This is a genomic window from Paenibacillus sp. FSL L8-0663, from assembly GCF_038008125.1.
Lineage (GTDB): Bacteria > Bacillota > Bacilli > Paenibacillales > Paenibacillaceae > Paenibacillus > Paenibacillus polymyxa_D.
In genome coordinates, this window is the sequence record NZ_JBBOYM010000001.1 from 2,278,155 (window position 1) to 2,302,390 (window position 24,236).

26 protein-coding genes and 3 pseudogenes are annotated in these 24,236 nt (G+C 46.1%); 26 read left to right on the top strand and 3 right to left on the bottom strand.

Annotation, left to right across the window (positions count from 1 at the left end):
* From MKY75_RS10480 to MKY75_RS10505, 6 genes are all read left to right on the top strand, one after another.
* The gene (locus MKY75_RS10480) at positions 1 to 336 is read left to right on the top strand and encodes a Na(+)/H(+) antiporter subunit C (protein ID WP_134902158.1); all 336 of its coding nucleotides are present in this window, start codon (positions 1 to 3) and stop codon (positions 334 to 336) included.
* Complete coding sequence (locus MKY75_RS10485; protein ID WP_340885178.1) at positions 333 to 1,808, top strand: Na+/H+ antiporter subunit D; 1,476 nt, start codon at positions 333 to 335, stop codon at positions 1,806 to 1,808. The genes MKY75_RS10480 and MKY75_RS10485 overlap by 4 nt, the downstream gene beginning before the upstream one ends.
* 6 nt (positions 1,809 to 1,814) lie before the next feature.
* Entirely contained in the window at positions 1,815 to 2,291 is a 477-nt protein-coding gene (locus tag MKY75_RS10490) for a Na+/H+ antiporter subunit E (RefSeq protein WP_165147321.1), read from the top strand.
* Positions 2,291 to 2,584, top strand: coding sequence for a Na(+)/H(+) antiporter subunit F1 (locus MKY75_RS10495; RefSeq protein ID WP_340887085.1), 294 nt, complete (start codon positions 2,291 to 2,293; stop codon positions 2,582 to 2,584). Before MKY75_RS10490 ends, MKY75_RS10495 begins: the two co-directional genes overlap by 1 nt.
* Positions 2,568 to 2,936: a monovalent cation/H(+) antiporter subunit G gene (gene mnhG / locus MKY75_RS10500; RefSeq protein ID WP_165147318.1), complete on the top strand. Its 369-nt coding sequence runs from the start codon at positions 2,568 to 2,570 to the stop codon at positions 2,934 to 2,936. Before MKY75_RS10495 ends, mnhG begins: the two co-directional genes overlap by 17 nt.
* A gap of 66 nt (positions 2,937 to 3,002) precedes the next feature.
* On the top strand, positions 3,003 to 3,290 hold the full coding sequence (locus MKY75_RS10505) for a hypothetical protein (RefSeq protein ID WP_223822054.1): 288 nt from the start codon (positions 3,003 to 3,005) through the stop codon (positions 3,288 to 3,290).
* A 66-nt stretch (positions 3,291 to 3,356) separates the two neighbouring features.
* Here MKY75_RS10505 and MKY75_RS10510 read toward each other — a convergent pair.
* A pseudogene (locus MKY75_RS10510) lies at positions 3,357 to 4,050 on the bottom strand (DMT family transporter); the annotation flags it as partial.
* 140 nt (positions 4,051 to 4,190) lie between these two features.
* Between MKY75_RS10510 and MKY75_RS10515 the strand changes: the two are divergent.
* The gene (locus tag MKY75_RS10515) at positions 4,191 to 5,378 is read left to right on the top strand and encodes a GTP-binding protein (RefSeq protein ID WP_340885180.1); all 1,188 of its coding nucleotides are present in this window, start codon (positions 4,191 to 4,193) and stop codon (positions 5,376 to 5,378) included.
* A gap of 5 nt (positions 5,379 to 5,383) precedes the next feature.
* Here the strand turns inward: MKY75_RS10515 and MKY75_RS10520 are convergent, their stop codons facing one another.
* Positions 5,384 to 6,244: a LysR family transcriptional regulator gene (locus MKY75_RS10520; RefSeq protein WP_029519105.1), complete on the bottom strand. Its 861-nt coding sequence runs from the start codon at positions 6,242 to 6,244 to the stop codon at positions 5,384 to 5,386.
* Between the two features lie 134 nt (positions 6,245 to 6,378).
* Here MKY75_RS10520 and MKY75_RS10525 point away from each other — a divergent pair, with 134 nt between their 5' ends.
* The 5 genes from MKY75_RS10525 (at position 6,379) to MKY75_RS10545 (ending at position 10,477) form a co-directional block, all read left to right on the top strand.
* Positions 6,379 to 6,708 carry an antibiotic biosynthesis monooxygenase family protein gene (locus MKY75_RS10525; protein WP_013310063.1) on the top strand — a complete coding sequence of 110 codons (330 nt, stop codon included), beginning with the start codon at positions 6,379 to 6,381 and terminating at the stop codon, positions 6,706 to 6,708.
* A gap of 78 nt (positions 6,709 to 6,786) precedes the next feature.
* A complete protein-coding gene (locus MKY75_RS10530; RefSeq protein ID WP_165147309.1) occupies positions 6,787 to 7,806 on the top strand; it encodes an ATP-binding cassette domain-containing protein in 1,020 nt (339 codons plus the stop codon).
* Positions 7,803 to 8,618, top strand: coding sequence for an ABC transporter permease (locus MKY75_RS10535; protein WP_029519108.1), 816 nt, complete (start codon positions 7,803 to 7,805; stop codon positions 8,616 to 8,618). The genes MKY75_RS10530 and MKY75_RS10535 overlap by 4 nt, the downstream gene beginning before the upstream one ends.
* 63 nt (positions 8,619 to 8,681) lie before the next feature.
* Positions 8,682 to 9,356, top strand: coding sequence for a response regulator transcription factor (locus MKY75_RS10540; RefSeq protein ID WP_340885183.1), 675 nt, complete (start codon positions 8,682 to 8,684; stop codon positions 9,354 to 9,356).
* Positions 9,353 to 10,477: a sensor histidine kinase gene (locus MKY75_RS10545; RefSeq protein ID WP_165147288.1), complete on the top strand. Its 1,125-nt coding sequence runs from the start codon at positions 9,353 to 9,355 to the stop codon at positions 10,475 to 10,477. The genes MKY75_RS10540 and MKY75_RS10545 overlap by 4 nt, the downstream gene beginning before the upstream one ends.
* An 87-nt stretch (positions 10,478 to 10,564) precedes the next feature.
* Here the strand turns inward: MKY75_RS10545 and MKY75_RS10550 are convergent, their stop codons facing one another.
* Positions 10,565 to 11,434 (bottom strand): DUF421 domain-containing protein, encoded by an 870-nt coding sequence (locus tag MKY75_RS10550; RefSeq protein WP_069010217.1) that lies wholly within the window; start codon positions 11,432 to 11,434, stop codon positions 10,565 to 10,567.
* Positions 11,435 to 11,706: 272 nt separating this feature from the next.
* Here MKY75_RS10550 and MKY75_RS10555 point away from each other — a divergent pair, with 272 nt between their 5' ends.
* From MKY75_RS10555 to MKY75_RS10615, 14 genes and pseudogenes are all read left to right on the top strand, one after another.
* On the top strand, positions 11,707 to 11,976 hold the full coding sequence (locus tag MKY75_RS10555; RefSeq protein WP_029519113.1) for a glutaredoxin family protein: 270 nt from the start codon (positions 11,707 to 11,709) through the stop codon (positions 11,974 to 11,976).
* 29 nt (positions 11,977 to 12,005) lie between these two features.
* Positions 12,006 to 13,346: an LLM class flavin-dependent oxidoreductase gene (locus MKY75_RS10560; RefSeq protein WP_340885187.1), complete on the top strand. Its 1,341-nt coding sequence runs from the start codon at positions 12,006 to 12,008 to the stop codon at positions 13,344 to 13,346.
* 17 nt (positions 13,347 to 13,363) lie between these two features.
* On the top strand, positions 13,364 to 13,894 hold the full coding sequence (gene ssuE, locus MKY75_RS10565; protein ID WP_340885189.1) for an NADPH-dependent FMN reductase: 531 nt from the start codon (positions 13,364 to 13,366) through the stop codon (positions 13,892 to 13,894).
* Positions 13,895 to 14,005: 111 nt separating this feature from the next.
* Complete coding sequence (locus tag MKY75_RS10570) at positions 14,006 to 14,896, top strand: LysR family transcriptional regulator (RefSeq protein WP_340885192.1); 891 nt, start codon at positions 14,006 to 14,008, stop codon at positions 14,894 to 14,896.
* A 160-nt stretch (positions 14,897 to 15,056) separates the two neighbouring features.
* Positions 15,057 to 15,908 carry a transporter substrate-binding domain-containing protein gene (locus MKY75_RS10575; RefSeq protein WP_029519118.1) on the top strand — a complete coding sequence of 284 codons (852 nt, stop codon included), beginning with the start codon at positions 15,057 to 15,059 and terminating at the stop codon, positions 15,906 to 15,908.
* 76 nt (positions 15,909 to 15,984) lie between these two features.
* Positions 15,985 to 16,764: an amino acid ABC transporter permease gene (locus tag MKY75_RS10580; RefSeq protein WP_340885194.1), complete on the top strand. Its 780-nt coding sequence runs from the start codon at positions 15,985 to 15,987 to the stop codon at positions 16,762 to 16,764.
* On the top strand, positions 16,761 to 17,471 hold the full coding sequence (locus MKY75_RS10585) for an amino acid ABC transporter permease (protein WP_340885196.1): 711 nt from the start codon (positions 16,761 to 16,763) through the stop codon (positions 17,469 to 17,471). The genes MKY75_RS10580 and MKY75_RS10585 overlap by 4 nt, the downstream gene beginning before the upstream one ends.
* Positions 17,468 to 18,220 carry an amino acid ABC transporter ATP-binding protein gene (locus tag MKY75_RS10590; protein ID WP_340885199.1) on the top strand — a complete coding sequence of 251 codons (753 nt, stop codon included), beginning with the start codon at positions 17,468 to 17,470 and terminating at the stop codon, positions 18,218 to 18,220. Before MKY75_RS10585 ends, MKY75_RS10590 begins: the two co-directional genes overlap by 4 nt.
* 15 nt (positions 18,221 to 18,235) lie before the next feature.
* Positions 18,236 to 19,252, top strand: a complete 1,017-nt coding sequence (locus MKY75_RS10595; RefSeq protein WP_340885201.1) for an LLM class flavin-dependent oxidoreductase — start codon at positions 18,236 to 18,238, stop codon at positions 19,250 to 19,252.
* A 56-nt stretch (positions 19,253 to 19,308) separates the two neighbouring features.
* Positions 19,309 to 20,466: an amidohydrolase gene (locus MKY75_RS10600; protein WP_340885203.1), complete on the top strand. Its 1,158-nt coding sequence runs from the start codon at positions 19,309 to 19,311 to the stop codon at positions 20,464 to 20,466.
* Positions 20,467 to 20,475: 9 nt separating this feature from the next.
* A pseudogene (locus MKY75_RS25585) lies at positions 20,476 to 20,610 on the top strand (dockerin); the annotation flags it as partial.
* A 159-nt stretch (positions 20,611 to 20,769) separates the two neighbouring features.
* Positions 20,770 to 21,021 (top strand): annotated as a pseudogene (locus MKY75_RS10605) (discoidin domain-containing protein); the annotation flags it as partial.
* Between the two features lie 250 nt (positions 21,022 to 21,271).
* Positions 21,272 to 22,207, top strand: a complete 936-nt coding sequence (locus MKY75_RS10610) for an ArsR family transcriptional regulator (RefSeq protein WP_029519125.1) — start codon at positions 21,272 to 21,274, stop codon at positions 22,205 to 22,207.
* 198 nt (positions 22,208 to 22,405) lie between these two features.
* The gene (locus MKY75_RS10615; RefSeq protein ID WP_049817073.1) at positions 22,406 to 24,130 is read left to right on the top strand and encodes an ABC transporter substrate-binding protein; all 1,725 of its coding nucleotides are present in this window, start codon (positions 22,406 to 22,408) and stop codon (positions 24,128 to 24,130) included.
* Positions 24,131 to 24,236: the final 106 nt, after the last annotated feature.

Here is a 24,236-nt window from a genome sequence, read left to right on the forward strand (position 1 = left end):
ATGGAACTGATTATGGCTGTAGCAGTCGGTATTTTATTTACAATTGGAGTGTACCTGATTCTATCTAAGAGTCTTCTGCGTATTGTTTTGGGTACTTCCTTGCTAACACATGGCGTCCATCTGCTGCTACTGACGATGGCCGGGCTAAAGACGGGAGCTGCTCCAGTATTAGGAGGTAAAGCGGAAACTTATGTGGACCCTTTACCGCAGGCGTTAATTCTGACCTCTATCGTTATCAGTTTTGGAGTCACTGCCTTTTTCTTCGTGCTTGCTTACCGCTCATACCAGACGTTGGGCACCGATGAAATCGACAGTGTTAAGGGGGAAGAACAATGACCAATCTCTTGGCACTACCGATTTTAATTCCCTTGTGTACCGCCGTTATATTGATTTTTCTGAAGGAGAAGATTCTGCTTCAGCGGCTCATTAGTACAGTTAGCGCCATTTTGAATATTATAAGTGCTCTTGTGCTGATTTACCGCATTCATAGCGGGGGGATACAAACTTTGCAAATGGGGGGATGGGTGCCGCCGTATGGCATTGTGTTCGTGGGGGACATGTTTGCGGCTCTGCTTGTGCTGACCGCTTCAGTGGTAAGCTTGGGTATTCTCCTCTACTCCTTCCGCAGTATAGGGGCAGAACGGGAGCGTTTTTATTACTATACCTTTTTTCACTTCCTGCTTGTAGGTGTCTATGGATCATTTCTTACAGGAGATATGTTCAATTTGTTCGTTTTCTTCGAGGTTATGCTGATTTCCTCCTATGCCTTAATTTCACTGGGGGGAACGAAGCTCCAGCTTCGGGAAACATCCAAATATTTGCTTATTAACATTGTGTCTTCCACACTCTTTGTGGCGGCAGTTGCTTATCTATATGCGGCTGTAGGCACCCTGAATATGGCTCATTTGTCTCAGCGGGTTGCTGAAGCGGGGCAGGGCGGCGTACTCAATGTGATCGCTGTTCTGTTCCTGATTGTGTTCGCATTGAAGGCGGGGTTATTCCTCTTTTTCTGGCTGCCGGGTTCTTACAGTTCGCCGCCGTCTGCTATAAGGGCCTTGTTCGGTGCGTTACTGACAAAAGTGGGACTGTATGCAATCATTCGGACCTTTACTCTTATTTTTGTGAATGATCCCGGACTCACGCATACGTGGATCGCCTGGATGGCGGCGGCTACGATGATTCTAGGAGGACTGGGAGCGGTAGCTTATAATGATATTCCCCGTATTTTTAATTACAACGTCATTATCAGTGTAGGTTTTGTGGCCTTCGGTCTGGCTGCAGCGACACCAGATGCATTGAATGGGGCGGTTTTCTATTTGCTGCACGATATGTTGGCGAAAGGATTAATGTTTATTCTTGGGGGCATCATTATCACTGCAGCGGGAACGGACCAATTAAAAGATATGGGGGGCCTCATCAAACGCTATCCCTTAATCGGCTGGATGTTCTTTACACTGGCCCTTGCACTTGTAGGTATTCCACCGCTCAGCGGGTTTGCCGGTAAAGTGTTGATCACTCGGGGCGGACTGGATGCCGGAATGCTGACATTATCCTTGATTGGGCTAGGCTCGAGTTTCCTTGTGCTGTATTCGCTGATCAAAGTATTCAGGCTTGCATTTTGGGGGAATGAACCCGAAGGCGACTTGCCGAGGATAGGGCTAAAAAGTGTGAATGCTGTGGCGGCCGGTTTGCTCGTTCTGGTTATATTGATGGGCATCGGGGCGGATTGGGTCTATACCTATGTTGCACAAGCCGGGGATGTGCTGGCTCATCCCGCGCTATACATCGAAGCTGTAATAAAGGAGTAGATGAAGATGGTCTTTCAAATATTATTAAATCTGATGATTGCGTTGCTCTGGATGCTACTTAACAACGACTGGTCAGGGTCGCGGTTCACCATGGGCATTCTGCTAGGGATAGCCATATTGCTTGTTTTGCGTAAATTCCGTCCAGAACCTTTCTACCTGAAGCGTATATGGGCCATCCTAAAGCTGCTACTTCTGTTTATGCGGGAACTGATCGTTTCCAGCTTTGCGGTTATCCATCATATTCTCCGCCCGAAGCTGACGATCCGCCCAGGCATTTTTGCCTATGAGACCGCCCTAAAGTCAGATTGGGAGATCACTATTTTATCGTGCCTCATTTGTCTGACACCAGGAACGCTCACTCTAGAAGTATCTGGAGAAGGTCAAATGCTGTATATTCATGCCATGGACATACAGGACGCGACACTGCTTTCTGAGCAAATTAGAGGGACATTTGAAAAAGCGATCATGGAGGTGACACAGTGATAGTTTCGGCACTTTTGACTGCATCACTGGCTATTCTCTCCTTAGCCATATTAGGTTGCTTGTACCGTTTGATTAAAGGACCGACACGTCCGGATAGGGTAGCAGCGCTGGACACGATAGGTATAAATCTGCTAGCTATGATTGCTGTGATCTGCATGCAGCTGAGGACACAGGATTTTATTGAGATTGTTCTTGTTATAGGAATACTGACGTTCATAGGAACAACGGCATTGGCGAGATATATAGAAAGAGACGCCGTCATAGATACTGGGGGTGATGAACTTGATCGGTGAGTTGCTTATTGCGATCCTTGTTTTACTCGGTGCTCTGTTCTGTGGATTGAGCGCGTTTGGATTGATGCGGCTGCCAGATGTTTATTTACGTTCTCACGCCGCAACCAAAAGTGCAACGCTTGGCGTGCTTTGCGTATTAACAGGAGCCTTTCTTTATTTTTTGTTTTATGTAGACGTGGTCAGTATCAAATTACTGCTTGCCATTGTATTTGTCTTTATCACTTCTCCCGTAGCCGGACATCTAAATGGAAGAGCTGCCTACCGTTCGGGAGTCCCTCTATGGGAAAACAGTGTTCAGGATGAGTTGGCGCCGGTATTGGAACAAAATACGTCTTCAAAACAACCAAAATGAAAGCAGCCCATAGTGCAGGATTTGCGTCATGTCCGTCTGGATTGATAATAAATGTGGAGGGATCGTGTGCACAATATTGTTTCAGTCCAGCCGTATTACAAAGCGGAAAGGATCGTAACTCCGTTAAAACAGGAAACAGTCATTCATCGTCGAGTTTTACACTTGTATACAACTAAAATTGTATCAGCGTACCGGGAGTTTTCTCTCAATGAGGTATATGATATATCGTTTAAAAGTATCGGGCAGGGCCATGGTGTTCTTTATTTGCATACGAAACAAGGTGTATTCCCTTATACTGTAGAATCAGATCCTAAAGACTTTATGATCGAATTCAAAAAAATTGTAGAAAAGTAAGATTGTTCGATATAAGAAATTTAAAAAGACCGCATCTATTTTGCGGTCTTTTTCTAATGCCTGAAGTTACATAAAGCTTTTAGCATGTGTTACATAACTGCGCAGAATCATGCCGAGGATGACGATGAACATACCCATCCATGATAAAGGAGACGGCATGGGGATATAAAAAAAATAATTCTCCCATTAATGCATAAAGAACTTCCAGAGATTGTGTTGCTTCTACGGTCCCAGCTTTTGCATATTTCCACGAACCTGATCTGTAGCTTTAAAAAATAAAACCGTAGCGATCACCCCTGAAAAACACAGCCACCAAGGCGGACTGTACCGTCTGTTCCTTACTTGGCATTCCCGCGCTGAAAACTCCATACAACGAAAGCAATAACCAGAAGGGTAAGCTAGCCAATGTCATCCCGAGCACACGTTGATAGGCATTCAATCGTCCCGCGCAGACTTCCATCATTTTGCGATTACCTAATGGATAGGCGAATGAGGCGAGTATGACAGGCAGAATTCCGAAAATAAAGGGACAAGCAAAGAACCAGAAATAATAGTAATTTGCCGGGTTCCCGCAATCAACCAACCCGGTGAATAAGCCGATGCGAAGCATAGCGGAGCATAAAATAAGCCAAATCCGATGAAGCTCCACCACAACCACGTTCCTGGTTGTTTGGTCATGACTTTCCAAAGAGGCTAGCTTTTGTTGGGTTATCACAATGACAACTAGAATAGGAACCATAAACAGATATCGCAACGAAGCAACCTTAGATTATTCATTTCAAGAGTTTCTTCACAGTTGACAAGGCAAAAGGGATGCTGTATATTACTGAAAGTTGATATTAATAGTAATTATTACGATTTATAGAAGAGAAAGCTAATATTCAAAGGAGGGTACCAGCGATGAATAAGAAACCAATACCGGTAACAGTGTTGAGCGGATATTTGGGTGCAGGAAAAACAACGATATTGAATCATGTATTAAACAATCGGGACGGAATGAAAGTGGCAGTCATCGTCAATGACATGAGTGAAGTGAATATAGATGCCGAGCTGGTTAAAAAAGAGGGCGGCTTGTCCAGAACAGAAGAAAAACTGGTCCAGTTGTCTAATGGTTGTATTTGCTGTACATTGCGTGAAGATTTATTGGTGGAGGTCAAGAAGCTGACGGAACAAGGCGAGTTTGATTATATTTTAATCGAATCTACAGGCATCAGTGAACCTGTGCCAATCGCTCAAACCTTTACGTACGCCGATGAAGGAACTGGCATTGATTTGGCATCGCTGGCAAAACTGGATTGCATGGTGACCGTAGTCGATGCGAACCGTTTCTGGCATGATTTTGAATCAGGAGAAACGTTACTGGATCGCAGGCAGGCTACTGGTGAAGACGACACGCGTGATATCTCGGACTTGCTCATAGACCAGATTGAAACCTGTGATGTATTGATTCTGAATAAGTGCGATCTGGTTCAGTCTGCTGAGCTGGATAAGCTGGAGGGTGTGCTGCGGAGATTACAGCCTGAAGCCCGAATCATTCGTACTTCCAAGGGAAAGGTCGCTCCTTCGGACATTTTGAATACAGGGCTGTTCAATTTTGACAAGGCTAGTCAATCCGCTGGATGGATTCGGGAGCTGGAGCTTGAAAGCCATACACCGGAAACGGACGAATATGGGATAAATTCCTTTGTATATCGTCGTAGAAGACCATTTCATCCTGCAAGATTGGCTGAATTTATGAACTATTGGCCGGAGGAGATCGTTCGCGCCAAAGGTTTGGCCTGGATTGCAACCCCGCAGGATTGGGCAGCGAGTATTAGTCAGGCAGGACCATCTATTCAATTTGGCCCTGCGGGAAGCTGGCTTGCTGCATTATCCGAAGAAGAACGGCAGGAGATCGTTGCAGCTGACCCTGAGGCTCTGGACCAATGGGATGAACAATGGGGCGATCGCATGAACGAAATCGTCATGATCGGTATCGGAATGAATCGACCGGACTTGGAAGAAGAGCTAGATGAATGTCTGCTGAACGATAATGAAATGGATATGGACTGGTCCAGTTTTGAAAATCCGCTTCCTTGGCCGACATGATGAAGCTAGTTGATCCATTCATTAATAAAGTCCATACATTTTTTAGCTGCTGGAGAAACATTTTTTAAGGAAGCGGTAGCGATACCGATAGTACGGGAATGCCTCTCATCCAATGGACGAATAGAGATGTCGTAAGGAATGTGAGACAGGATCATTTCAGGAAGAATACTCACGCCTAGTCCATTCTGCACCATAGCCATAATCGCATGGTCATCTTCTAATTCATATTTGATTTTAGGTGACATATTATGCTGTGAAAAAATATTCCTTACATCGGTGTCACAGCCTGCAACAGGCATAATAAAAGGCTCATCTCTGAGCTGTTCTACTCGAATGGAGGCTTGCTTTCCCAGAATATGATCGGAAGGAAGTAGACAAAGCATGCTTTCTTCTTTTAAGGGCAACGCCTCTAATGTGTCTAGCGTGGGGAGGTTCACAAAGCCGAAATCAGCCTCCCCACTGATTATCCAGCTCTCAATTTCATGGTAGTTCCCATCGAGCAGTTTTATTTCAATAAGAGGAAACTGCTCATTGAATTTTTTTAGAATACGGGGCAGCCAATGAATAGAGACGCTTGAAAATGTGCCGATCTTTACGGTTCCGATTTCCAATCCTTTAATTAGAGCTACCTCTTGGTAGAGCTTTTCGTCCATTTGTACGATCTCTCTAAATTGCTTCATCAATCTTTCTCCGTTATTGGTCAATCTGATGCCTGAACGACCTCGGATCAGAAGAGTCAACCCTAATTCATGTTCCAATCCAGAGATCGCATGGCTGATTGCCGATTGTGTAAGATTTAAAACTTCCCCGGCCTTTGTGAAACTTCCCATTTCAACTACGCAAAGAAAAATCTTATATTTAAACAAATTCCTGTTCACTCCTATTTTTTTAATGAAATATATTCATGTATCATATCAGATATATTCATTTTTTTTATTTAATATTTATGATTATAATCAAATGAAAGAAAGGTTATATATTTTTGTTTTAGGAGGAACATATGAACTCAATTGCTAAAACTCCTCGGCCACCCTATTATGCGGCTATCTTTACTTCTGAACGTACGGAAGGAGATGGCGGATACGGAGTGATGGGAGACAAAATGGTGGAACTGGCTGCCGAGCAGCCTGGTTTTCTAGGTGTGGAAAGTGTTCGTGATCACAATGGAGTAGGCATCACAGTTTCCTATTGGGAGTCTCTAGACGCTATAAAAAATTGGAAACATAACGAGCTGCACAAGGTAGCGCAGGAAAAAGGGAAATCCGAGTGGTATAAAACATTTGGTTTAAGAGTGAGCAAGGTAGAACGAGATTATTTTTTTACAGTGTAAATAGGTTCAATATCTTTCTATTCATATTCAGTTCATAAACGTGGGTTATCCTCGCTATAGAAACCGTATAGGGAGGATATGAATGTGGATTATACAGACAAAAAAGAGACCTTGGCCATTGAAGCAAGGGGACTCGTTAAAACTTTTGGTGATAAGCATGCGGTTGACGGTGTCGATTTGAATGTCCATGCTGGCACGATCTACGGTGTGCTCGGCCCTAATGGAGCAGGTAAGACGACTACCATCCGAATGCTGTCAACGTTATTGCGACCTGATGGTGGATCAGCGCGTATCTTCGGGCACGATGTAGTAAAGGAGCCGCAGGTTGTGCGTCAATTGATCGGGGTAACAGGCCAATACGCATCGGTCGATGAGTCGCTTAGCGCTACTGAGAACTTGATCATCTTCTCTAGACTGCTTGGACTGGGACGTGCCGAGGCGCGTCATAAGGCAGCGGAGCTGTTGGAGGAATTTGGCTTGGCCGAAGCAGCCAAGCGACCGTTAAAAAATTTTTCGGGAGGCATGCGCCGCCGACTGGACTTGGCCGCCAGTCTCATCGCTAAGCCGCCGCTGATCTTCCTGGATGAGCCGACTACCGGACTAGACCCGCGCACGCGTGTCAAGATGTGGGACACGATCCGGCGTCTGGTCAAGACCGGTTCCACCGTACTGCTCACTACCCAGTACCTCGACGAGGCGGATCAACTTGCTGACCGAATCGCGGTGATCGATCATGGCCGGGTAGTCGCTGAGGGTACGGTGGATGAACTGAAAGCGGCAGTGGGGGCGTCGACTCTGCAACTCAAAGTGCAAAATCAACAGGACATTGAGAGAGCTGTTCAGATCGTTGAACAGGTGCTTTCAGTCAAGTCCAGCGTGTCAGTGGAAGTTGGAAAGATTATTTCTCCGATGGCCAATGCAGATCGGGTAACGGACCTGCTGATTGCCCTCCGTACTGGAGAGATTCGTCTAGCAGAAATGAGTGTGCAAAAGCCGACGCTTGACGAGGTGTTTTTGTCCATCACTGGTCATGGGGCACAAGTAAACGAGCAGCAGACGTCCCAAGGAGCGCATGCTGGGGAGGGGGCGAGAGCATGAAGAGCACTACGGTTATGACAGGTTTTGATCGCACTTTGAAGAAGTCTGTGAGTTTCAGACAGGCGTTCTTCAATTCCATGACGATGGCCTACCGGGGCATTCTGAAGATCCGGCATACTCCCGAGCAATTGTTTGATGTCACGCTCCAGCCGATCATTTTCACACTTATGTTTACCTATATCTTTGGTGGCGCCATCTCAGGAGACGTGCAGCATTATTTGCCGGTTATTATTCCAGGCATCCTCGTGCAGACTGTGATCTCGACCTCCGTCGTTACCGGCGTCCAACTACGTGAGGATATGGACAAAGGAGTGTTCGACAGGTTCAAGTCACTCCCAATCGCACGTATTGCGCCTTTGGCTGGAGCTCTGCTGGCTGACAGTATCCGGTATACTATTGCGACTGTACTTACCTTCGCCATGGGGTATATTTTGGGGTATCGGCCAGAGGGAGGGCTGCTGAGTGTTGCTATCGCCGCGCTTTTGGTCATCGTGTGTTCCTGGGCAGTCAGCTGGATTTTCGCCTTCTTTGGCGTGATTGCCCGCACTGCTTCCAGTGTACAGGGCATCTCCATGATTGTTCTGTTTCCGCTCACTTTTGTTTCCAACGCATTTGTGCCTGTGGACACAATGCCTGGTTGGCTACAGTGGTTTGTGAACGTTAACCCGATTTCACATCTTGTGAACGCAGTCAGGGAGCTTGCGAATACGGGAACGATTGGCGGGGAACTGGCGATCTCCCTGCTTGGCGCTACAGTCATTGTGGCGATCTTCGCGCCGCTTACGGTGCGTGCATATATGCGTAAAGCATAAGATGGCAGTCTTCTTGACGAGGATGAGAGATTTAAGGCAGAACTAGTTAGGGGGGGGATTGAAATGGCGCGTGTATTGGTCGTTGATGATGATCCGCATATTCGCGAAATGGTCGGACACTTTTTGAGGATGGAAGGTCTGGATGTAGTCGAGGCGGTGGATGGATTGGACGCGATGCGCATTTTTGAGCAAATCAAGGTCGATTTACTTGTTCTTGATATCATGATGCCGGGAATGGATGGTTGGGAGTTGTGCCGTAAGCTGAGAGAGCAAATCGACCTGCCGCTGCTTATGCTTACAGCTAAAAGCGAGACGTCACAGATCGTGAAAGGTTTCGCGCTCGGAACGGACGACTATCTTGTCAAGCCATTCGACCCCATGGTGCTTGTTGCACGCGTGAAGGCTTTATTAAAACGCTATCGTATCATGGTTTCCAAATCAGTGACTGTCGGAGATCTTGTCCTGCGGAGTGATACATTTGAATGCCGGGCTGGGCAAGAGGAGTTTACCCTGCCGCGCAAGGAATTTGAGCTGCTCTTCAAGCTGGCCAGCTATCCTGGCAAAACCTTTACCCGCGACCAGTTGATCGAACAGATCTGGGGTTATGATTATGAGGGAGACGAAAGAACGGTTGATGTCCATATCAAACGCCTTCGGGAACGGTTTCCGGAGGCAAGCCACTCCTTCCGGATCAGTACGATCCGAGGATTGGGTTATCGGCTGGAGGTAAGGCAATGAAGCGAGAACCGGGATTCCTCCATATCCTTGCGAGACTCATGCTGGTGTTATTGGTGCTGTATCTCAGCTGGACTGCCGCGTTCTTTATTATGGAGGCGATCTATTCGCACATGTCATGGGCTCCCCATGGTTTGTTCGTCTTTCTTATGAATACGACGCTAGGCTTTTTCTTCTTCGGTATTATCAGTATGACGGTAAGGCGCTTCTTCCAGCCTAGAGAACAGCACGCTTTTACCGAAATGATCGATGCTTTAAAACGTATTTCGCAAGGAGACTTTCACATTAATCTGGATTGGGATCTCGGCGGGAGGAACGGAAAACATCGGAGGCCGCATCCTTATGTACAGTTGGTGGACAGTATCAATGATATGGCTGCAAATCTGAAGGCTATGGAAAAGCTGCGGGAGGAGTTTATTTCAAACGTATCCCATGAAATCGGCTCACCGCTGACCTCGATAATCGGATTCGCCAAGGCGCTCAAGGACGAGAATCTGGATCGTGAACAGCGTGACCGGTATTTGACGATCATCGAGACGGAGTGTATTCGTCTATCCAAGCTAAGCGATAATCTCATGAAGCTGGCGATTCTGGATTCGGAGCGGCATCTGTTTCGTCCGTCCCTTTATCGGCTGGACAAGCAGCTAATTTCGCTTATTCTCGCCTGCGAACCGCAATGGGAGGCTAAAAAAATCGAGATGACTGTTGAGGTGGATATCGTTGAGATCAACGCGGACGAGGATCTGATGGGCCAGGTTTGGGTAAATCTCCTTCACAACGCCATTAAATTTACACCACAGGGTGGAAGCATATCTGTTTCTCTTTCAAGTAACGGTGAACAGGCGGTTATCCGCATTGCGGACACGGGACAGGGCATCAACGAACAGGATCAGCAACGCATTTTTGAACGGTTTTATAAAGCAGACCAGTCACGGGCCCGAACTGCAGGAGGCAGCGGCTTGGGACTGTCCATTGCTTATAAAATAACAGAGATGCATACCGGCTCTATCTCTGTATCCAGCAAGGTGGGAGAAGGAACGGTATTTACGGTTATGCTGCCGCTGCGCCGGCAAGGAATGAAAGGCAGCAACAACTGTGAAATGTACACCGGCACAGTAATATAAAAAGGAGCGTCTTCAAAGCCATAAGCGGCTGAAGGACGCTCCTTTTTAACTCCCATGCTTATACTCTTATGGCATATGCGTATGTGCTCAGGACTTAGATGAATTTACCGGCTGCATTTCCTGGATAGCTTCCTTCAAGTTGTGTGAGCATAGCTCATACAACTGTTTCCTTTGCTGTTCGCTGGAATTCGTAGCCAGTTTTTGCAGCTCGGTTGTACATTGCTGCAGCAGCGTCAGCACAGCTTGATTCGAATCCTGTGCCTTGGACATCTGTACATTATCACTGTATGGGTCAATATATAGCTCCCCTTGCGTGTCCACCTGCGCGAAAAACACATCTTTGACCGTCAGGCTCTTTTCCTTTAGCTTGGCATCCAGCCATTGTTGAGTAATCCCCATATATGCCATTTGTTGCTCCATAAGTTGTCCATCCATAATGACTGCTGTGGGTTCTTTCTCCGGTAGCTGAAACATATTCAAATCTTTAAGCGTCACAGGCTGCTTGTCTTTGGTTAACAGCACATTGACTTCGCCACTGGTTTCCATGAGAGCAAATTCTACATCAGATACTTTGAATACATTCTTGCTTCGTAGCTGCTCCATGAGTTCATCCAGGGTGAGCCGTTCCTTTCTCAGATTATCCTCTAAAATTTTGCCGTCTTTGATCAGGATTGTTGTCCTTCCATCTGTTATATCTCTGATTTTCTTGCTTTTAATTTGCAAATATTCAATGCCAAGTGTTGTCAGTACCCATACTGACAAGGCTATGAGGCCTAGATACCAGGTGGATTCACGCTCCATAGGAATGGTAGCAGCCAGGTTACCTATCGTGATTCCTGTTATATATTCGAACAAGGAAAGCTGGGATACCTGACGTTTTCCAAGAATTTTGGTGATTAAAAATAATATAGCGACAGCCATTAATGTGCGTATAGCAACCTCGGCCCAATCCTGCATTTACTCAACCCCATTTCATTTCACCACAAGGGCGCTACTATTCCAAGGATATCCGCGTCAAGGCACATTTAAACTCCAATTCCCCTAAATTTAAATAACTGAGCTACCAATAAACCGATTAAATACGATATAAGATTAAAATTTTCTATCGTTGAATTAGCAATGTCTATTACACAAGCGATTGACGGAAAAGGGTCGGCAGGATACATTATAAATATAATCCTTATTTAATTCATCGGAATTATAAACATTAAGCTCACGGAGGTATGTATATGTCGTCCAAACCTAAAGTTGTATTGTGGAGCAAAACCGGCTGTCATTTTTGTGGAGAGATCAAATCGTACCTGGAATCCCAAAATCAGCCGTATGAAAATATCCAAGTGGACGGAAATGATGCGCTGCGTGACGTGCTGGAAACCAAATATGGTGTTCGTTATGTTCCTGTCGTCGAAGTAGGCGGGGATAACAAATATGAAGCCCTGCTCAACCCGGATCTGGAAGAGTTGGGTAAAGTGCTGGAAAGTTACAATCAAGTGGTATAACAATCATGTTCAAGAGAGGTGGAAGAGTTATGGCTAAGAATAAACAAATTAAATTTGGTGCGATTATTCACGGCGTTGGGGGAAGCATGACGACTTGGCGTCACCCTGAAGTACCTGCGGACGCGAGTGTTAACTTTGAATTTTATAAAACGCAGGCGCAAAAGGCAGAGGAAGGAAAGTTCGACCTCGTATTTATCGCAGATGGCCTGTTCATTAACGAAAAATCCATTCCTCACTTTCTGAACCGTTTTGAGCCAATTACGATTTTGTCTGCTTTGGCTGGAGTGACGAAGCATATCGGACTGGTTGGCACATTGTCGACTTCCTATAGCGAACCGTTCACGGTAGCACGCCAGTTTTCTTCCATTGATCATATTAGCGGAGGTCGTGCAGGCTGGAATGTGGTGACTTCCCCGCTGGAAGGCTCTGCCCTTAACTTTAGCAAAGGCGAGCACCCGTCGCATCCGCAGCGCTATAAAATTGCAGAGGAATATTTACAGGTTACGAAAGGACTGTGGGACTCGTGGGAAGCGGATGCGTTCGTTCGTGATAAGGAAGCTGGAGTATTTTTTGATCCTGAAAAGCTGCATACATTGAACCATAAAGGTGAGTTTTTCTCTGTGCAGGGTCCGCTGAACATTGGACGATCCAAGCAGGGACAGCCGGTTATTTTCCAGGCAGGTTCCTCGGAGGATGGCAAAAACCTGGCCGCCAAGGAAGCGGATGCTGTATTTACAGGACATGAAACGTTAGAGGAAGCGCAGCAGTTTTATCATGATGTGAAAGAACGTGCGGTACGCTATGGTAGATCCGAAGCGGATATTGTCATTTTGCCAGGCATATCGCCGATTATTGGCAATACAACGGAGGAAGCGGAACGTAAGTATGAAGAGATCACGAATCTGGTGACGATTGAGGCTGCGCTAAAATATTTGGGACGTTTCTTCGATCATCATGATTTCTCACAATATCCGCTGGATGAGCCATTCCCTGAGCTTGATGGTATTGGCAGCAATGCGTTCCGCAGCGGTACAGATAAAATCAAACGAGTAGCCAAGGAACAAAACTTGACCTTACGCGAGGTTGCGTTGCGTTCAGCTACGCCGAAAACCTCTTTTATCGGAACCGCTGAGCAGGTGGCGGATCGAGTGCAGGAGTGGTTTGATAGAAAAGGAGCAGACGGATTCATTATTGGTTCTGATGTACCATCGGGTCTGCATGACTTCGTAAATCTGGTTGTGCCTATTTTGCAGGAACGCGGTGTGTACCGTCAGGATTATGAATTTAGCACACTGCGTGAAAACTTGGGCGTGCCTATACCTGAGAACCGCTACACAGCGGCCAGATCTAAAGTGAAGGTTGACGCATAACAGAAGGAGGAAAAAATATGTCCAAGGTTGTCATCCTATCAGGCAGTCCGTCTACACAATCCCGTTTATACGGCTTGATTCACTATACAACGGAGCAGTTGCAGCAGGCTGGAGCGGAGGTCAAACTGCTGAATGTGGTCGACTTGCCAGCGGAGGATCTAGTCACAGCTAACTTTAACAGCCCTGATATCACAGCATCACTTGCGCTGATTGCAGCAGCGGATGCCGTCATTGTGGCTTCTCCAGTCTATAAGGCGTCCTATTCAGGACTATTGAAAATCTTTCTGGATTTGGTTCCGCAGGAGGGACTAAGAGGGAAACCTGTCTTGCCTTTATTTATCGGAGGCACACTGGCTCACCTGCTGGTCATTGACTATGCATTGAAGCCGGTTATCAATGCACTGGGCGGAAGACATATTCTTGGCGGGGTGTATGCAGTGGATCAGTGGGTCGAACGTCTGCCGGATGGACTATACGGGTTGTCCGAAGAATTGGTTGCACGGTTGGAACGTTCTGTTAAAGAATTAAATGAGCTATTAAAATTATAGATATTTTTTTCAATATGTCCATTGACAGGTCGTTCAGTGAGTTTTATGATACAAAAAAACCGAGTTAATATATTGGATAAGTGTATATAAAACTTACTGGGGGACTTGCGTATGAATATCGAGAATATGGAAGCCTTTGTATACGTGAATCATTATGGGAGCTTTAATAAGGCGGCAGAAGCCTTGTTCTTGTCCCAGCCCTCTGTTACAGCCCGGATTCAGACGCTAGAGCGCGAGCTAGAATGCAAGCTGTTCGACCGTCAAAGCAAGCAAACGGTTCTGACGGAGGATGGACGAAAGTTTCTTCCTTATGCGGAGCAGATGCTTCAGGTGCTGCAAAAAGGGAAGCAAAAGCTCCAACAGCGTAAGAAAGCCCCTCAACAAATTCGAATTGGCTGCACGATATCGGTGTCGAACTACATTATTCCAGAGATATTAAAGCAGCTTGGTGCCCGTTATCCAGAGGTTAACTACAAAATTGTGACGGCAACGACGGATCAACTGCTACATAAACTGTTGAACCGTGAGGTAGACATTAGTTTTGTCCGTAAAGTGATGCATCCGGCTATCCGTACGCTTGCTTTTTATGAAGATCCGATTTCCCTGTATGTATACGACGGCCATCCGTTTATGAAGACAGGAAAGGCCAGCATACAGGATATTCAACGTGAAACACTGGTGTTTTTTGAATGCGGATCACTAGATTGGATGAGAATTCATCACGCTTTTGAATCACTGGAGCAGCCACCAGACATTGCTTTTCAGGTAGACAATGTGGTCACGGCCAAAAAGCTGGTATTGGAAGAAGCGGGTATTGCCTTCTTGCCGGATGTCTGTGTAAACCGTGAAGTGAAAGATCAGAAACTGTTCCGTATCCATGTTCCAGAGGTAGCTGGGGTGTCGATGCAGATTAGCATAATTGCGACCAAAGAAGACTGTGCAGTGACCTCGGATTTTGCAGATGCACTGACAGAGGGCTTCCGGGGTGCTGTTTTGTTATAGAAAAGTTCTATAGCTTGGTGGATTGACATATAGATTTCCAGGTGTTAAATTAATCACATCCTAAAACCAATTAAGTTTATAGGAATTATTGATTATTATATACTGTAGCTACTATGTATGTCGCAAACTGCTGATATACAAAGAGATGAGGGGGATTCATATGAAAAAGTGGTTTGCAATATTGTCTGTTATGGCAATCATCCTGGTGTTGGCAGGCTGCGGTTCCTCAGATAACGCGTCTAGCGCGTCAGGTTCAAGCGGAGACGTGAAGAAAATTATCGTAGGCACAGGTACTCAATTCAAAAATGTATGTTTTATTGACGAAAACGGAAATTTAACAGGTTTTGATGTGGAGCTGATTAAGGAGCTGGACAAGCGCCTGCCTCAATACGAGTTTGAATTCAAAACGATGGACTTTGGAAATTTGCTGCTAAGTCTCGATGCCGGCAAGATTGATCTGGTATCGCATCAAATGGAAAAAAACCCGGAGCGCGAAGCCAAGTATCTGTTCAACAAAAATCCATATAGCATTTTTCTGAACAGAGTCGCTGTAGCGAAGGATAACAATACCATTCATTCCATTGATGATTTGAAAGGGAAAAAGGTACTTACCAGCCCAACCAGTAATGCGGCGTATGTGCTAAAAGAATATAACAAAAACCATGGAGATGCCCTGAATATCGTTTATACGAGTGGTGCGGCCAATGATACGGTGCAACAAATTACGAGTGGCCGTATAGATGCTACCGTTACGACAGACTTTGCGAACCGTTTTAACACCGATGAAAAAGGAGAAGTAGCTCTGAAAACCGTTGGTGATCCTTTGACTCAATCGGATGTACTGTATGTACTGAATAAAAATGAGCAAGGATTGGCGGATGACCTGGACAAAGCCATTCAGGAAGTGAAGGACGACGGTACGCTGTCGAAGCTGAGCATTAAATGGCTTGGAGAGGATTTCACGAAGTCTCTGGAAGATGTGAAAAAGGAAGGTAACAGCAGTAAAAAGTAAGGATAGACTTGGACATTTCAGCGGTCAGGGTACTCTATGTATTCTGACCGCTGATGTATAGAAAGGAGGCAGGCATATGAGCAGAGAGTTCAATATTGACTATGTTTTTAGCTTTATCCCGAAAATGCTGTCTTACTTACACATCACCTTGTTTATTGTAGCAAGCTCGCTTGTATTGGGGCTTATCATTGGTCTGTTGGTTGCGCTGCCTCGCATGTATAACATTCCATTTCTCAAACGTGTTTCTCAGGTGTATGTTTCCTTTTTTCGCGGAACACCTATTCTAATCCAATTGTTTCTGGTGTATTACGGCCTGCCAGAGCTACTAAAGCTGGTAGATATCAATTCCTCCAGATGGGATGTGCTGTGGTTTGCTGTAGTGACCTACGCACTCAATAGTGGAGCCTTTATTTCCGAAATTATCAGGTCAGGAGTAGAGGCAGTAGACCGAGGACAAATCGAGGCTGCACAGTCCGTCGGCATGTCAGGCTATCAGACCTTTACACGTATCATAATGCCGCAAGCGCTGGCTGTGGTGATTCCGGTATTTTCCAATCTGGTGATTGGCAATCTGAAGGATACCTCGCTGGCATTTACGATCGGAGCGATGGACATGACAGGGAAATCACAGACATTAGGGTCGGCTACCCAGCATTTTGTTGAAACCTACATCGCGTTATCTCTTATTTATCTGGTCATCAGTCTGATTTTACAAAAATTGTTCAGGGTGCTGGAAAATACGCTTCTCCGGCATGAGCATCGGGATGAAGTGCAGAAAGAACCCGAAAAACGAAAAAGTTTTGTGGTGCGCTACCTGAGAAGTCCTCGTCTGAGTAAAGGAGGTAAAGGCATATGAGTCTGGATTTTGGATTTATATATACTGCCTTTTTAGGGTTGTTCTCCGCGTTGCCCAACACCTTAATGATTACGGTGGTTTCTGTACTGGCAGGGTTGGTCATCGGTATAATAACGGCGCTGGCGCGAATCTATAAGGTTCCTGTGTTATCCCAGATTTCTCACGGTTACGTTACATTTATCCGTGGCACACCGATGCTGATGCATTTGCTGCTTATTTATTTCAGTTTGCCTTTGTTAATTGATGCGGGAGCGAAGCATTTCGGCTGGCCGCTGCAATCCAAAGATGTTCCTTATATGGTATTTGCACTCATTTCGTTTTCCATTACCAGTGGCGCGTATATGTCTGAGGTCGTCCGTTCTGGAATTCAATCGGTCAACAAGGGGCAGATCGAGGCGGCTTATGCTGTCGGGATGACGACGTGGCAAGTGCTGAGACGGATTGTATTTCCGCAGGCATTCGTGGTGAGTTTGCCAAATCTGACGAATTCCGTTATTGGGATGCTTCATGGCTCTACCTTGGCTTTCACGGTTTCTGTCACAGAAATCCAGGCACAGGCTGAAATTCTGGCATCTACCAACTGGAAATATTTGGAGGTATATATCGCAGCTGCACTGCTATTTTGGGGCTTGACGGTATTGATCGAGCGAATATCTGGGTTGGTGGAGAAAAAAATCAATGTGTTTAATGGAGGTCGAGCATCATGATCCATCTGCAAAATATTACGAAGTCGTTCGGCAAACATGAAGTGCTTAAAGGCATTGATTTGACCGTGAACAAAGGCGAGGTCGTCGTTATTTTAGGCCCGAGCGGTTCAGGAAAAACGACTCTGCTACGCTGCATTAATTATCTGGAAAAGCCGAATGATGGGGAAGTCAGCATTGGAGATTTTACAGTGAACTGCAAGCGACCTGCGAAGAAGGATGTTTTGGCTCTACGCCAAAAGACGGCTATGGTTTTCCAGCAATACAATTTGTTCAAGCATAAAACAGCACTGGAAAATGTCATGGAAGGACTTGTCGTTGTCCGCAAGGTCAAGCAGGAGGAAGCGAAAAAAATTAGCATTGAAGTGCTGGAAAAGGTCGGTCTGGGTGAAAAGCTAAATCATTATCCAAGCCAGCTATCCGGCGGGCAGCAGCAGCGTGTCGGCATAGCGCGTGCTTTGGCGCTGAACCCGGAAGTGATTTTGTTCGATGAGCCGACTTCGGCGCTGGACCCTGAACTGGTGGGTGAGGTGTTGTCGGTGATCCGCAAGATTGCGAAGGAAGGCATTACGATGATTGTCGTTACACATGAAATGGGCTTTGCGCGCGATGTTTCAAATCATGTGGTATTTATGGATGGCGGTCATATTATCGAGGAAGGCACACCGGACGACATTTTTAACCACCCCAAAGAGGAACGTACCCAACAATTCCTGAAACGGATTACACCGGAATATAACTATTCAATTTAGACGGGAGAGGGAGACATGAGTATTAAAATCGGAGTATTGGATCAAAGCCCTATACACGAGGGGGAAACGGCAGCGCAGGCCCTTCGTAATACGATTAAGCTAGCACAGCGTGTAGAGGAATTGGGTTTTACGCGCTTCTGGGTATCAGAGCATCACGATTCCGAGCAGGTTGCGGGCTCTTCGCCAGAGGTACTCATTTCCCACTTGCTGGCACGCACTGAGCGTATTAAAGTCGGTTCTGGTGGAGTGATGCTTCAGCATTACAGCCCTTATAAAGTAGCCGAAAACTTTAATGTGCTGTCCTCTCTTGCACCGGGTCGCGTAGATTTGGGAATCGGACGCGCACCGGGCGGGTTGCCGAAATCCACACAGGCGTTACAACGAAACGTTCATGATGCGCCTTCTCTCGAAGAAAAAATTGATGAAGTAAGTCGCTATATTCATAATATTCCGTCTGAAGAAGGACCGTTAGCCGGGTTACAGGCGAATCCGATTCCAGAAACACCGGCAGATATTTACGTTTTGGGTACAAGTACAGACAGTGCTGGAATTGCTGCGCGTTTGGGGTTGCCCTACGTTTTCTCGCAATTTATCAATAGTAATGAGCAGGTTGCATTGGACTCATTCTGTACGTATCGGGCGTCTTTCGATTATAGTTATGGACGTGAGCCGAAAGCTCTTTTTGCGCTTTCAGTCATCGTAGCGGACACTTCCGAGGAAGCTGCAGAGTTAGCAGGGGAGCACAAGCTGTACAAAATTCATCTGGCCAGTGGCAAGACGGCTACGGTGGGCACGTTGGAAAGTGCAGAAAAGTTTGGCAAGCAATCGGGTGAAGAATATACAATTGAAGCTACACAAGCGCAAATTAACAAAGGGAATAAAGACGAAATTTATGCTGTCCTGACGGAAATTCAAGCGAAGTATCAGGTCGATGAGCTGATCGTTACGACAGGAATAAGAGATATACACAAGCGCGTGCGCTCGTTCGAGTTGTTGCATGAAGCTTTTGCCGGATTGCCTGTGCAGTCCTAGAAATTGTTGGTCTGAGAGAATTGTAACTATTTTGGGTTCACGAAGGAGGAATAGGGATGAGTGGATCAACCGGAACGAAGGAGCAGGTTTTGGAGCAGCAACTGGTGGATATTCGCCGCCATCTGCATCGAAATCCCGAGCTATCTAACGAGGAGTTTGAAACTACCGCCTTTATCCGACGTCTGTTGGAAGAACAGAACATAACGATTCTGGATGTGCCGCTGCGTACCGGATTAGTAGCGGAAATTGGCGGACGGCAGGAGGGACCAACTGTCGCGCTTCGTGCAGACATTGATGCGTTGCCTATTCAGGAGGAGACGGGATTGCCTTATGCTTCGGTGCATCCGGGCAAGATGCATGCTTGTGGGCATGATTTTCATACCGCGTCCTTGTTAGGAGCAGCCATACTCCTGAAGCAGCGGGAGCAGGAGCTGAAAGGCACGGTTCGGCTGGTGTTCCAGCCAGCTGAGGAAAAGGCCAAAGGCGCTGCCCAAGTGCTGGACAGCGGTGCGTTGGCAGGGGTGCAGGCCATATTTGGCCTGCATAACAAGCCAGACCTGCCCGTAGGCACGGTCGGCATCAAAGAAGGTCCTCTAATGGCAGCGGCGGATGGTTTTTACATCGAGGTGGAGGGTCTGAGCACACATGCGGCAGTGCCGCATGCAGGGATTGACCCCATCGTGGTATCGTCACATATCATTACGGCGCTGCAATCCATTGTGAGTCGGAGCGTTAATCCGCTGGATAGCGCGGTCATTAGCGTCACGAAGCTGCACAGTGGCAACGCCTGGAACATCATTCCTGACCGCGCCCATTTGGACGGAACAATCCGCACATTTGACGAGAATGTTCGCGCTCAGGTGACTGAACGCTTCGAGCAGGTCGTAAAAGGTGTTGCCGATGCTTTCAGCACGAAAGCAACCATCCGCTGGATCGAGGGTCCGCCACCTGTTCTGAATGACGGTAAGTTGACCGCTATCGCGGAAGAGGTGGCCGAAGCGGTCGGTCTGGAAGTCGTTCGCCCCGTACCGTCCTCGGCGAGCGAGGATTTTGGGTTTTATCAGAAGAACATCCCAGGTGTATTTGTCTTTGTCGGCACTGCGGGAAGCCAGGAATGGCATCATCCTGCCTTTGATCTGGACGAACGTGCGTTGCCCGGAACAGCGAAGCTACTGGCTTCACTGGCCGAGTCGGCATTGATATCCATAGACTAGGAGCGTGAGCCTAGCGGTGGTTTTCCTGTGCCAACTATTATGTGGGCCGGCAATTCTCCCAAAATAACAGAGTGGGATACCTGGATGTTGCGGTATACCTGGAGCCAAGTCAAGAAGGATACTACTCGTTTTCCTACCCGCTAAAAAATGCTAGAGTAGTGTGAAAAAGCTTATAAATAGAGCCGTTTATTCCAAAATCAAATTCTGCGATGGAATTGATTCAGTGAATAAACGGTTTTTTCATTTTGGCCTGAGACAGGTACACAATGGGTCCAATATGATTTTGATCAAGAATATACGGTATCCCAAACGGATGTCTATTGGTTTAAAGATGGCGGTGGCATTGATGTTCCTAAGTCTTACAAGATTAAGTATTGGAATGGTCGCAGCTGGTCCAATGTCAAGCAGGCTAATGGATTGGGTGCTTCGGCAGACCAGTATAATACAACTACTTTTACGCCTGTAAAAACAACGAAATTAAGAATTGAAATGGTATCCAAAGGTTCAGCATCCACAGGAATTTTAGAGTGGAAAGTAGCAGCTAACAAACTTTAAACATTATACTATTTGACCCAAGGTTGTCTCCTGCGATATTTGTGGGAGACAACCTTTTTGAATTCATAGCTGAACAGTTAAAGTCTGGTGAGATCAGGCTTTTTTTGCGCTTTGATTATAGCGCTTGTTTCCTTCATATTTGTGTCTGTGTTTTGCTAAATTCTCGTACGAATGGCTCACTAAGAATGAATGGGTGTACGATAGTATGTATAATGGACATCAGATATGATAGAAAAGAGGACAGAAAGCGATGAGTCACGACGTGAATGCTCCTTACGATGTACATGTAGCATATGGACCGGTGTTTGAGCTGCTCAGCAGCTTACACACCTTTATTTGCCGCAAGGCTTACAAGAAGACCGACTTATCAGCCGGATGGGCGGAGCAAGTGAGTGGAACGCTGTCTCCAGGTTTGTCCGAATTGCTTGAGTCCATGGAAATCAATGCAGATTGGAAGGTTATTTATGGACTTGTCTATATGCTTTCTGATCAGGGGGGCGTTGAAGAGGTCGTAGACCGTTTGGAAAGCCAGACTTTACAGGAATTAAAACAACAGGCATCAGCCTATGGGATTCCGCTGCCTGACGACATGGAGAAGCTTCGCAAACTTGCTTTGCAACTGCTATCTGGCTGGGACGAAGAGTATTTTCGCCATGTGGATATAAGTATTCTAAGCGGTCTGGAACAGGAAGCTGAACGAAGAAATAAGGAGAAGGGCGTTTATAGCTCTATGGAGTGGGTGGATCGTACCACTAATGGCTTCCGGTTCGAGCCTTCCGAGGGACTGACGCGCGTGTTGCTGGTGCCTCAATACCATTTTCAGCCGATAAATATTATTTATCGATTTGGGTCGCTCCTGTTATGCCATTACTCGGCAGGAATTTATGTTCAGGAGGAAGATTTTTTATCCCCACAGGAATATCGAATGATCCGAAGCTTGGGGGAGAAGAGCAGGCTTAGGATTTTAAAATATTTGTATCAAAGCCAGTCTCCACGAACCTTTATTGAGATTGTCCGTCATCTCAAGCTGTCCAAGGGAATCACGCACGACCATATTTTTAAGCTCCGGGCCTCCGGCTTCATTCATGCACATTTTGATGGAGAAACATTACTCGGATATAGCGCACGGCTTTCGGCTGTGGATGAAATGCATCGGAGCATTTTTGGCTATATGGAGCGAAATTAGGCTGCACGCACCCGTCAGACTTTAACACTTTAAACAAATAGACGTCGATCATTTGGAATCCAGATGAGTTGACGTCTTTTTTTTACATAAAAAATGTAGTTCTCCCTTTACAGAACCCCAATAAATTCCTATAATGAGGTTTATCTTCTTAATCACAACTTGTTCTATCGGAATTTAATAATTTAACTCGGGGGGATTATGTTGAAAAAGAGTATTATTTTACTTAGCAGTCTACTTCTGGCGAGCTCTATTTTGCTGGCGGCTTGCTCTAACGGTGGACCGGACAGCTCCAACAATGCTACTGCCCAAAATAATGGGGACACACAGACAGCTACTACAACGCAGCCATTAACAAGTTTGGTAAAGGCCTCTGATATGTCCAAATTGCCGGAAGTGTCCAAAAAGAGAAGCGACACGATTATTGTGGGTCTGACTGACCCAGCCGGGGTGTTTACTCCGTATTTTAACCAAAGCGGCTATGACGGCAACGTGATTTCGCAATTGTGGACTCCGCTGGTCACAGTAGACGAGAAGGGGCTTCCGCTGCCCAATCTGGCTAAGAGCTGGGATATTTCTAAAGATAATCTAACGTATACATTTCATCTGGTTCCCGGTACTAAATTCAGTGATGGCTCCCCTTTGACAGCAGAAGATGTCGCTTTTACTTGGACGTTGATCTATGACAAAGCCTATCCTGGCGACAGTCAAATCCGAAAGCTGAACATTAAAGGCGGCAACGCCTATACGGAAGGCAAGGCAAAACAAATTGCAGGAATCAAGGTAATTGATGCGCAGACCATTTCTGCGACGTTGGAAAAACCTAACGCGTTGGCTCTGCCGATTCTGGGTGAATATGTACTGTCCAAAGCCTACTACGGCAAGGATTATAAGTTTGGACAGCTGGATTATTTTAAGAATCTACATAGTAGTCCTCTGGGGAATGGGGCTTATAAGCTGGAAAAATTTATTCCGGGGCAAGAAGTTCGTCTGGAGGCGAATGATCACTTTTTCAAAGGCAAGCCGAAAACACAGCATTTCATTTACAAAACAGCAGAAGGCGATGCTTGGCAGTTTATTGAAACGGGCGATACCGACTTTGCATCCTTCACCGCAACTCAGGAAAATATTGACAAACTGAAAGGGCTTGGCTTTTTAAACATTTTGCCGTATACCCCTAGCACTTACGGATATTTGCAAGTAAATCTAGAAAATGAAAAGCTTAAGGATAAAAAGGTTCGTCAAGCATTGACCTATGGACTAGATCGGAAAAGTATTTATGTCGACGCAGCTCAGGGAGCAGGGGCAGTCGCAAACATTCCAGCTTCCCCAATATTCTGGTCTTACACGACCGAAGGAATCAATCCATACAACTACGACCCGGAGCAAGCGAAAAAGTTGCTGGATGAAGCGGGTTGGGTGGAAGGTAGTGACGGTATCCGTGAGAAAAACGGACAGAAGCTGACCATTCACCTGCTGACCTCTAAACGTCCAGAAACAGACACCTTTATTGCGCTTGCGGCTGAAAATTACAAAGCGATTGGTGTTGACCTTCAGCCGGAAATCTTTGCAGACTTTAATGCAATGGTAGCCAAAGTAGAAGGTAAAGATTATGATCTCGCCGCCTTCTCGACAGGCATGCTGACAGATCCATCGGATGGAATCGAGCAATTCGTTAATGGAGAAGTCAAGGGATATAACAATCCAAAGGTAAAAGAGCTATATGAAAAAGGCTTGTCTACGACGAATATGGAAGAACGCAAGAAAATATATAAAGAATTATATGTGCTGCTAAACGATGAACTGCCCGTTATTTTTACCAACTATAAGAAGACGGTGTATGCCTACAATGGTCGGATGGAACATGTAAAGGTCAGTCCGTTCATTGGCTTGTCTGGTAATCTGTTCGAATGGTCCCTTAAATAAGCCACATTTGCGGGCCCCTTGTGAAGAACATCAGGTTCGGATCAAGGGGCCTCCCAAATGGGGGAAACGTAATGAGTAGCCTGACCTTGAATTGAAAGGAGTCTGT